8 protein-coding genes are annotated in these 10,302 nt (G+C 38.8%); 3 read left to right on the top strand and 5 right to left on the bottom strand.

Annotation, left to right across the window (positions count from 1 at the left end; genetic code table 11):
* Positions 1–85 precede the first annotated feature (85 nt).
* From CWB66_RS18785 to nosR, 4 genes are all read right to left on the bottom strand, one after another.
* Positions 86–829, bottom strand: coding sequence for a M12 family metallo-peptidase (locus CWB66_RS18785; RefSeq protein ID WP_138586559.1), 744 nt, complete (start codon positions 827–829; stop codon positions 86–88).
* A gap of 41 nt (positions 830–870) precedes the next feature.
* A complete protein-coding gene (locus CWB66_RS18780; protein ID WP_138586558.1) occupies positions 871–1,581 on the bottom strand; it encodes a protease inhibitor BamI-like protein in 711 nt (236 codons plus the stop codon).
* Positions 1,582–2,260: 679 nt separating this feature from the next.
* A complete protein-coding gene (gene hemH / locus CWB66_RS18775; RefSeq protein ID WP_138586557.1) occupies positions 2,261–3,280 on the bottom strand; it encodes a ferrochelatase in 1,020 nt (339 codons plus the stop codon).
* A 121-nt stretch (positions 3,281–3,401) separates the two neighbouring features.
* Positions 3,402–4,730, bottom strand: coding sequence for a response regulator c-di-GMP phosphodiesterase, NosR family (nosR, locus tag CWB66_RS18770; RefSeq protein ID WP_138586556.1), 1,329 nt, complete (start codon positions 4,728–4,730; stop codon positions 3,402–3,404).
* A gap of 153 nt (positions 4,731–4,883) precedes the next feature.
* On the opposite strand from nosR, the gene CWB66_RS18765 reads away from it, so the two are divergent.
* The 3 genes from CWB66_RS18765 to arfA all read left to right on the top strand — a co-directional run bounded on the left by CWB66_RS18765 (position 4,884) and on the right by arfA (position 8,998).
* Positions 4,884–5,846 (top strand): sensor histidine kinase, encoded by a 963-nt coding sequence (locus CWB66_RS18765; RefSeq protein WP_138586555.1) that lies wholly within the window; start codon positions 4,884–4,886, stop codon positions 5,844–5,846.
* 241 nt (positions 5,847–6,087) lie between these two features.
* Entirely contained in the window at positions 6,088–8,613 is a 2,526-nt protein-coding gene (locus tag CWB66_RS18760; RefSeq protein WP_138586554.1) for a TonB-dependent receptor plug domain-containing protein, read from the top strand.
* 184 nt (positions 8,614–8,797) lie between these two features.
* Positions 8,798–8,998: a ribosome alternative rescue factor ArfA gene (arfA, locus tag CWB66_RS18755; RefSeq protein WP_138586553.1), complete on the top strand. Its 201-nt coding sequence runs from the start codon at positions 8,798–8,800 to the stop codon at positions 8,996–8,998.
* Between the two features lie 60 nt (positions 8,999–9,058).
* On the opposite strand, the gene CWB66_RS18750 is transcribed toward arfA, so the two are convergent.
* Positions 9,059–10,075, bottom strand: coding sequence for a LacI family DNA-binding transcriptional regulator (locus CWB66_RS18750; protein ID WP_138586552.1), 1,017 nt, complete (start codon positions 10,073–10,075; stop codon positions 9,059–9,061).
* Between the last annotated feature and the right edge of the window lie 227 nt (positions 10,076–10,302).

The following is a 10,302-nucleotide window of genomic DNA, read 5'->3' as shown; positions in this document are numbered from 1 at the left end:
TCTTATCGCTATAATAATGACTAATTTAATGCAATTGGTATAAAGTGTAAAAGTGGGTAATTAGCCCACTTTTACAATCAGCTTTTTACTTAAAATTAGCGATGCTTGTTTTAGTCGCTTTTATAGTACGAATAGCATATGACTCGTTGGTTACGCCAAATGGTACGCCGCCAACAGCCCAGTTTGGATTTGAAAAGTAGTCGTATTGTGTTGCGCTACCAAATACATGTGGGTAAGCCATAATACTTGCAAAGTTGTTTTGTACACCATGACCCATACCGTCTGTATATACACCACCAGAAGTATCGCCTTGTCTACGAGAGTGCGCTAAACCTTGGTTGTGGCCTAGCTCATGTAGGAAAGTTGTTGCGCCACAGTCAATCGCACTGATTGAGTACATGTTATTACTCATTGAGTTATATAAGTTACCATTTGTACCTTGACCAACCCACGCTAAACCACATGAAATAAGTCCATTACCAGCACTTTGGCCAGTACCTAGTACTGCAACCATATCCGCTTTCCAATCAGAACGAAGGCCGTCTACGTAGCTGCTGTTAGTGATTGAATTTAACCATTGCTCTGATGGTGTTACTGCGTAGTCACCTAGGTTTTTCTTACCTACTAAACGTAGAGTAATGTCTACACCGTTTTGGCTATATACCTGATTACTAAAAGCAATTAGTTGATTTATTTTTGTATCAATATTGCTTGTTGCCGCTGCTGATTGATCAGTATATAAAATACCAATATCGATAGTTTCTGCTTGTACAATACTTGTCATGCATAATGCTGCAGCAACAGCGGTTGTGGTGATTAATTTTTTCATTGTTGTATTACCTTACTCTTGTTGTGGTTTAACTTTTTAGCTTACGGTTTGTCATCTGCTTTTGGTGCAAATATGTCTACGGTTTTATCTGTTTTTTGCTCTGGCGTACTCACATCGTGTTCTATGTGACTTTTATATAAATCACGCTTAGCCGCTATCCAGCCATACTGGCCTTTGCTTTCAAATACATAGTTACCGCTTGGTGCCGTAAATTGGCCGTAAACGGCGTCTTTTCCTACGGTTAGGACCGTATTGTGCATTTGCCCGTCGACTCCGGTTACTGTGCCAAATATGCTTTTATCGCCATTTTCGGCACTTACTACATTCGTTACTTCGGCGGTGTACGTTTCGGTTGTTTGAGGAATGGCTAAATCAAAATTTTCGCCCGTTTTTAAGGCGCGTAATGAACTTAAATCAAACTCTACATATGCTTCATTGTGCAAATCAGTAGGCAGTACCTTTGCGTTTATAAGTACTTGCTTGGCTTTATCTGAAAGACGATTCACTGCGTCAAACTCGTTAAATGGCACATTTTGAAGTGTTGGCGCGCTTGCTTTCGAAATTATCGGATCGTTACTCATATCAATAGGTAGAGGCGCATGTGTATTTTGAGCCGACAAACTACTCACCGGTACTATGTCAATAGCGATTGGTGCACTACGCTCTGTAACATCATCGTTGTTAACAAATAGTTGATAAATAGCAAAGGCTGATAACGAAATTGCTATGGTTAAGGCAATAGACCTCTTCATTTGTTTCTCTTTTCGCGCTTTAAGTTAATTGAGCGTTACGTTTTATAGTATAAGTTAGATTAGATCAAGAAAATAAATGTAATCAAAAAGTGGTAACAATTAATTTTTTAATCCCTTCTTTAATATAAAGTTATTCTATTCCCATCCTTTTTTTATTATTTGGTATTGGTTTTTTTCCTGTATTTACACTGGGTTGGAGTTTTTATGGGAACTTCATTGTTTAGTTAAATACAATACTAAAAAGCCTAATTTACTGAATAATTAAATTTAAAAATAAAGTTGATTTTTTGTCTTTAATATCGAGAACTTATGGCTATGAATAATATGTGTGCAGATAATGAGTGGCTGTTTTCAGTGAATATAAGATTGGTTTATGCCAAAACAGAGATGCTTAATATTTTAAACACTGCGTTTTACACGCCAGCAAGCTTTGCGTCTACAGGTAAATTATTAGCGGAGAGTTGTAGGGTTGGGCTTGCTCACGCGAAAAGCGATAGCTTCTTATTGTTAAGATATTTTAAACACTGCGTTTTACACGCCAGCAAGCTGCGCGTTTACAGGTAAATTATAAGCAGAGGTTGTATGGTCGGGCTTGCTCACGCGAGAATAAGGGGGACATAAAGGATTGTGCATTTAGCGGGTACAATTGACTCGCTAAATGCTTTTTATTTATAAACGCTTATAACATCGGTTTTAACACATCAAAAATTGCATTGATGTGGTCGTCTCTGTCGTTAAGGGCTGCTATATAACGGTATTTTTCGCCACCCGCTTCTTCAAAAATTTCGCGGTTTTCGCCTTCCAGCTCTTCTAAAGTTTCTAAGCAGTCTGCGCTAAAAGCAGGGCTGATTATGGCTACGTCTTTTATTCCTTCACTTGGAAGGCTTTCAAGGGTTGCATCTGTGTATGGTTTTAACCATTCGGCCTTACCAAATCGACTTTGGAACGTACTAATTACGTTGTCTTTATCAAGGCCTAACTTTTCTACGACTAAACGCGTGGTTTGTAGGCACAAACAATGGTAAGGATCGCCTCGCTCTAAAAACAACTGAGGCATACCATGGTATGAAAAAACCAGTTTTTGTGGCATTCCATTAGCTTCTAAATCTTCGCTAATACTATTGGCCAAGGACTCAATATAACGTGTATTTTTATGATACCCATTTATAAAATGTAGTTCAGGCACCCAGCGCCATTTACGTAATACACTTGATACAGCATCAAACGTCGAGCCTGTTGTTGGGCTAGAATACTGAGGGTACATTGGCAATATAATGATACGGGTTAAGCCTTTGTTTCTAAGCTCTTCAAGACCAGCTTCGATTGACGGATTGCCATAGCGCATCGCCATAACAACTTCTGTATTGGTGTACCCTTGCTCTTTTAATAATGCATTTAATTTAACGCTTTGTTGGCGAGTAATATGAGTAAGAGGTGAGCCATTTTCGGTCCATATGCTTTTATATAATTTTGCTGAACGCTTAGGGCGCACACGCAAAATAATGCCATGTAATATGATCATCCACACTAAACGAGGAATTTCTACTATGCGAGGATCAGATAAAAACTCACGTAGATAAATTCGTAAAGCAGCAGCGGTGGGGGCGTCGGGGCTTCCTAAGTTGGTAAGTAATATTCCCGTTTTTTGATTAAAACGCCCGTCGTGGGGATTATCGGTTACGGCAGAAAATCGCGACACGTTGTGCTCCTTCAAGCTAGGTTAATTTTGTAATGAGTGTTTTAAGCCTGAGGCAAACTTCTTTAATGGATATCAGACTATTTAAGCCCATTGTAACGAATAAAAGCCTAATTTAGATCAATCATTTAGCAGTTTTAACCATTATTCTAAAGGGCGTTGGTTTTTTTGCTTCAAGCTGCTGAAGCTTTTCTATTGATTTACGAACAAACACATGACCTTTAGGTAGCAGCATTATACCGGCGTGGCTGTGTAAAGCATGGCCAAGTACCATATTTTCCTTAAGTTCGGATGCTGTGCAAATAAGTACTGAACCAGCCGTACTTTTTTGCTCGCTCATTTTAGCTTGGCTGGCTTCTAAGGCGCGTACAATTTTAGGATGATAAAATGTACCACTGTAAAGTTTTACATTTTCTAATGCGTTTGTGTGGCGATCTTTTTCATCTACTGCATTACTGAGTTCAAATGCATCCCAGTAGTCGCGTGCTAAACCAAGTACCATAGCACCAATAGGAATATCATTTCCAGCAAGTCCTTTTGGCATACCATTACCGTTGTAGCGTTCAAACTGATAATAAATGGCATCCGATAAGTCGTGCAAATGTGTGGCGGGCATTAGCATTAATTGTGCGGTACTTGGATGCGTATAAAATGTTTTACGTTGTAATTCGTTTAGTTTACTAACCGGCTTTTTATAAAGTTCAGGATCCATTGCAAGTAGCCCTATTTGGGCTAAGTAACCAGCCATAGGGGCAAGATCTATACTTGCTTGTGATAGGTTTAAATATAACGCTATTTGTGTACATGTATTTGCAATATTTTGTGCTTTGTTCCCATCAAGGTATGGATTAGCGTTAATAAAATTATAAAGTAGCTCAACGGTTGCTTTGTGTTCGTGTTTTTCTCGCTCGTTAGCTGCTTCGAGCTTTTTTAGCACTTGTTTAATTTGTTGAGTACGCTTTTCTACGCGTTGCTCTAATGAGTTATTTAATTCGAGGAGTTCTTGGTTTTGTGTTTTAACTTGTTCTTCTAATAGTTTATTTTGATTTTTTAATGCAAATTTTTCGAGGCTGTTATTAATACTGCGCAGCAGTAAGTCGTTTTGCCAAGGTTTTTGAATATAACCGTTGATTTGGCCTTGGTTAACAGCCGCTAAGGTTGTTTCTATGTCGGCATAACCGGTCAATAAAATACGTTGTGTGTTTGGTGCTAAAGCACGGGCTTTTTCTAAAAATTGTGCGCCATTCATTTGTGGCATGCGCATGTCGCTAATGATTAAACCAAATTCATGGTTTTCAAAAAGTTTTAATGCCTTTTCAGGGTTATCAGAAATAATAACAGTTAGCTCATTTGTTTTGAGCAAACGCATTAAGGAACGCAATACAATTTCGTCATCATCGACGCACAGAACATCTACATATTTAGCTGGTGTGTGTGTTGTTGAGTTTGTCATTGCTTTACCCCGTTACGTAACCCTAGTTTGAACACATTTAATCCTAAAACTGATATAACATATTTACTAAGCGTAGCTTAAAAAAAAATTGAGTTGCGTTATTAAACTTAGGCAACTACATCTTACTTATTAACAAGTATAAGGGTGCGAGCTATGAATGGATCAGGTAGCGGTTTTGAGCAGGCTTTTTTGAATGAACAAAAAAAACGTTTAGCGGCAGAGTCGCTACTAAAAGATAAAAGCCGCGTTTTAGTCGCTATTAATAATGAATTACAAAAAAAGATAGCAGATCTAGAGTATCAACAAAAGATGTTTATTCAAACTGAAAAAATGGCAACGCTAGGGACCCTTTGTGCTGGAGTCGCGCACGAAATAAATAATCCGCTAGCCTATGCTATGAGTAACATTGAAGGTTTACAGCAGGTAGCCCCCAACATATTTGCGCTGCTAGAACTTAATGATCAATATTTAAAGGGAGATGTTGCTAGTCGTGATTATAAAATTGAACTGGCCCTTTTAAATGAGCGGCAACGCTTTTCATGGATCGGTTGCGATTTGTTAGAACAAATAGACGATAGTGTAGAGGGCCTTAGTCGTATTAAGCACATAGTGCATAATTTATTAAACTTTGCTCACCCGTCAATAAGCCAAGATAAACAGCAAGCGAATGTAATCGAGGCTGCAAATAACGCATTAAAATTGCTTAGCAGCCAGCTTAAATTATGCAAAATTAAAACTCACTTCGATTCGGTGCCCAGCATTACTTGTAATTTATCGTCAATTAATCAAATTTTTGTAAATTTATTAATGAATGCAAGCCAAGCATACGAGTTTAAAAATGCTAAAAACTGTGTAATTGAAGTGAATGTTTTTGAAGTTTCTGGACACATTTGCATCGAAGTGAAAGATAATGGCTGTGGTATGAGTGAATATACCCAAGCACATATGTTTGACCCCTTTTATACAACAAAAGATATAGGACAAGGTACTGGGATGGGGATGACACTGGTGTACGCTATGGTACGTGATCATCATGGAACAATAGAAGTTAACAGTGTATTAGATGAAGGTACAAGCATTCGGTGCTTGTTACCAATAAAAACAGAGGCTAGTTAAAAAAAACACAATGTAAATATAAGGTTAATTAATTGAGTCCTGCAATTTAATGCTTTAGTTGTGGTTATTTTAGTCTGTTTGAGGTGGTTTTTTCCTGTATTTGAACTTGTTTGCATACTTAGACCAATTATTTAATTTTTTCATTTCTTTTTGGTTGTATATGTTGCTAGGATGTTTGCAACAGGTTGTGACTATTACAACCTCACACATATTATAAAAACAGAAAAACAGGGTCACCATTATGCCAACATATCGTTTAAATACACTCGCTGTAGCCATTGCTTTTGCCTTTAGCGCACCAAGTATTGTTAATGCACAAGAAGCACCGGTACAAGCAAAAAAAAATATCGAACAAATTTCTGTGCTCGGCTCGCGGGTATCTAATCGAACTTCAACAGAGTCTTCGTCTCCTATCGATTTAATTGACGCTGATGATTTAAATAAAGGCGGGTTTACAGAGCTTGGTCAAAGCCTACAAGCAACAGCACCCTCTTTTAACTTTTCGCGTACGCAGGTGTCAGATGGCTCTGATTTATTTAGACCCGCTACGCTTCGTGGCTTACAGCCTGATCAAACACTTGTTCTTGTAAATGGTAAACGTCGTCATAATCAATCTATTTTTGGCCTTAATGGTACTGTAGGCGCAGGCGCTGCAGGCACCGATATGAATGCAATTCCACTTACCGCTTTAAAAGGTGTTGAAGTACTGCGCGATGGCGCTGCTGCACAGTATGGCTCTGATGCGATTGCGGGTGTAATTAACCTATCACTTAATAATTCAACAGGCATTACAACAGGGTTTGTACAATACGGAAGCACCAGTGAAGGCGATGGCGATACCATTTCAGCCGGTATTAACCGTGGTTTTGATTTAGGAAACGAAGGCGGATTTATTAATTTATCGCTTGAGTATCGTGATGCAGATGGCACTAACCGTGCCGAGCGCGATACAGGTGGTTCGTTAAATGTTGCGCCAGGGACGCTTTCAAAAGACGTGCGCTGGGGGCAAGGTAACTCTGAAAGCGAGTTTACTTCATTATTTTATAACATGGCACTGCCATTTGGTGATGCAGAGCTTTATTCGTTTGGTGGTTACTCTGAGCGCACTGCGTTAGGTAACGGTTTTTACCGTAACTTTAACGAAGCATCAAAAAATGTAACACAAGTATACAGCGATGGTTTTTTACCGCGTATATACAACGAGGCCCAAGACATTTCAGTTGCTGTTGGCTTTAAAGGTGAGATAAATGCCGATTGGTTTTACGATGTATCTGCTGTATATGGTGAAAATCAATATGACTTTACATCGCGTAACACACTAAACGCTTCCTACGCGGCAGAGTACTTAGTGAATAATCCAGGTGCAACAGATGCCGATATAGCAGCAAATTCAGGCCCTACAGGTGGCTACTCTGGTGGCTTTAGGTTTGATCAAACAACGTTAAATATGGATATAAGCGGTATTATTGATACAGGTAATGAACCATTATATGTTTCATTTGGCGCTGAATACCGTAAAGAAAATTATGAAATTGTACCTGGCAGCGAAGCATCGTATGCATGTGGTTTAGCCAATATGGATACGTCTTATCCATCGGTTAACGATCCTAGTCAATTTGCACAATGTGGTTTTCAAGCTTATAACGGACTTCGTCCTGAGGCCTCTAATGAGGCCGACCGCTATAGCTATGCAGTTTACGTAGATTTAGAAACGATGATAACCGATGCATGGAATGTGAGCGGTGCTTTACGTTACGAAGATTTTTCTAACGCGGGTGACGACATCATTGGTAAATTAGCAACACGTTACGAAGTTAACGACGATTTTGCTGTTCGTGGTGCTGTATCGACCGGTTTTAGAGCGCCATCACTACAACAAAGTGGTTACACTGCTTTTACGACTAACTTAGGCTCTGACGGTACGTTGACTCAGTCATTTACAGCCACAACTGGCTCGGCTTTTCCAAGTGCTTTAGGTGTTGATAGCTTAGAACTAGAAACATCGACTAACTTAAGTGCTGGTTTTGTTTATGACATTAGCAGTGAGCTTTCATTGACGGTTGATTTTTATCGTGTAGAAATAAAAGACCGTATTAACTTAGGTAGCTTACTTTCGGCAGATGACGTTGCTTTTAGTGCTCAAGCAGTGGCGGCTTTGCAAGCAACGGGTGCTGTGCAAGCTAACTACTTTTCTAACTCTGTTGATTCGACTACGCAAGGCGTTGATGTTATTGCCTCGTACCGTACAGAGCTTGAAGGTGGTAACTTAGGCGTTACTTTTGCGGGTAACTTAAACGATACTAAAATAGATGGTGTAAATGCCTCTGAAGGTATTCCACAAAATGTAGCGCTTGATGACTTACAGCGTAGCTTTTTGACCGATGGGCAACCAGGTGAGCGGGCAACGCTGACGTTTGACTATGAGCGTGATGCGTATACTTCAACAGTGCGTTTTAACTATTTTGGTGAAACAGACGTAAAATACTTTGGTAACGATCATATAGAGCTTGCAACAGATGGTTCGTTTAAAGCAACCAGTACGGTTGAATCTGCGGTATTAGTTGATTTAAATGTGAGCTACCAAATCAATGATATATTTGCGCTTTCGGTAGGTGCAGATAATGTGTTTGACGAAACGCCAGATGAGTTAGGGGATGATGAGGTGCTTAATGCTATTACTAATGGTGCATTTAAATACCCTGTACGTGCATTACCTTACGGCTTTGACGGCAGAACGTATTATGCAAAAATAAGCTTTGAGTTTTAATTAGTTAAAGCATAACTTGATACTTAAAAAATTAACAACGAGCGCAGTTATTTACTGCGCTTTTTTTATGCTTTTTTATTCTAATAAAACAGTAAACTGACGCTAAAAATTGCTTGCGCGGTTGAAAATTACGTCTACAATCGCCATCTCAGTAGTACCATTATTATTAAACGTAGGAAAAAATATGGCTAAAAAATCTAAAATGAAAACACCAAGCAACAGTGCAGTCGACACTGGCCGAGGTGTAATAAATCACAATGCACTAGCAGCATTAGTAACCTCTAAATTATTCAAACCACAAGTGGTTAAAGCTAAAAAAGGCAAGGGTTCATTTAAACGTGGTAGTAAACATTCAGGACAAGAGTCCTATTTAATCGCGGCTTAAATAGCAACGATCAAATAGGATTTTTAACTGAAAACCGTGCAAGTTAACGGCTTTTCGGGTCTAGTTTATTTGTGTAGTGGAATCACGCACGATAAGCTCTGGGATATATTTTTTGACTATGTCGCGATCATCCCCGTTGCGTATTTGTGCAATTAATAAATTGGCAGCATCTTCGGCTATTTTATCGTTTGGTTGGTTTGCCGTTGTTAATTTAGGCCAGGTTTGACGTGAGAATGGGCTATTTTCAAACCCCGTTATTGATAACTGCTCTGGTATATCAATATTTAATAGTCTTGCAGCAAAAAGTGCACCGGCTGCAATTTCATCATTACATGACACAATAGCAGTGGGTTTATCTGTCAGGGCTATTAATGTTTTAGCGCCTTCTACTCCTGATTCGAATGAATATTCACCCGCAACAATAAGGCGTTTATCTATATTGATGTTGTGTTGTTGTAGTGCGTCTTTATAGCCTTCAAGGCGCTCTTTTGTTGAGTTATGCTCTGCGCCACCGGCCAAAAAACCTATACGTTTATGGCCATTTGTAATTAGGTGTTCTGTAATTGTTTTAGAGGCAAGTTTGTCGTCTATCATAATGCAGGGGGTGAGATTGTCTGGTGCGGTATTGCCAGACAAAACACGCACTATTTTTACATCAAGCTGTGCGAGCTTTTCTACAAATAGAGGCATTTCAGAAAAAGGCGGCGTTAACATCACGCCTGCAATCCGCGTATGTTTAACCATACTCGTGATCTCGTCAATAATTCGTTCTTCTTTTGCGTTACATGGATGGATCAGTAATTCGAATCCGTGCTTTTTACACGCGTTTAATATCCCATTTTGCATATCGATTATGTAATAAGCATTTGGATTATCATATATATAGGCAATGCTGTAAGACTTTGTACCCGCTAAGCTTCTGGCCGCTAAGTTAGGATGATAGTTTAACTCATTAACAGAGACCATTACTTTTTCTCGGGTGTGATCGCGAACTGACGTTTCGTTATTAATTACACGCGAGACGGTTTTTATTGATACGCCGGCATGTTTTGCTACGTCATTAATAGTGGTTTTCATAAAGTTAAGTTACCTGTTCAAACTAGGTTTGTAGAGTATTGATTTTATTTCGTTTCATCAATACTTTATTGAAGGTAAATAGCCAGTGTCCGTTTTTTATACCAATTGCATTAAATTAGTGATCTATTATAGCGATAAGAAAATAGCGCAATAACAAGGCTAAAATTATGATACATAGTTGTTCTATATAAATAATTTTTAACGTCGTTAGTGAGTTCTTTAATACC

It is taken from the genome of Pseudoalteromonas sp. S558, from assembly GCF_005886635.1.
In the GTDB taxonomy this organism is placed as follows: domain Bacteria; phylum Pseudomonadota; class Gammaproteobacteria; order Enterobacterales; family Alteromonadaceae; genus Pseudoalteromonas; species Pseudoalteromonas aliena.
The sequence above is the reverse complement of the archived record's forward strand: the minus strand, read 5'-3'. Positions and strand labels throughout refer to the sequence as shown.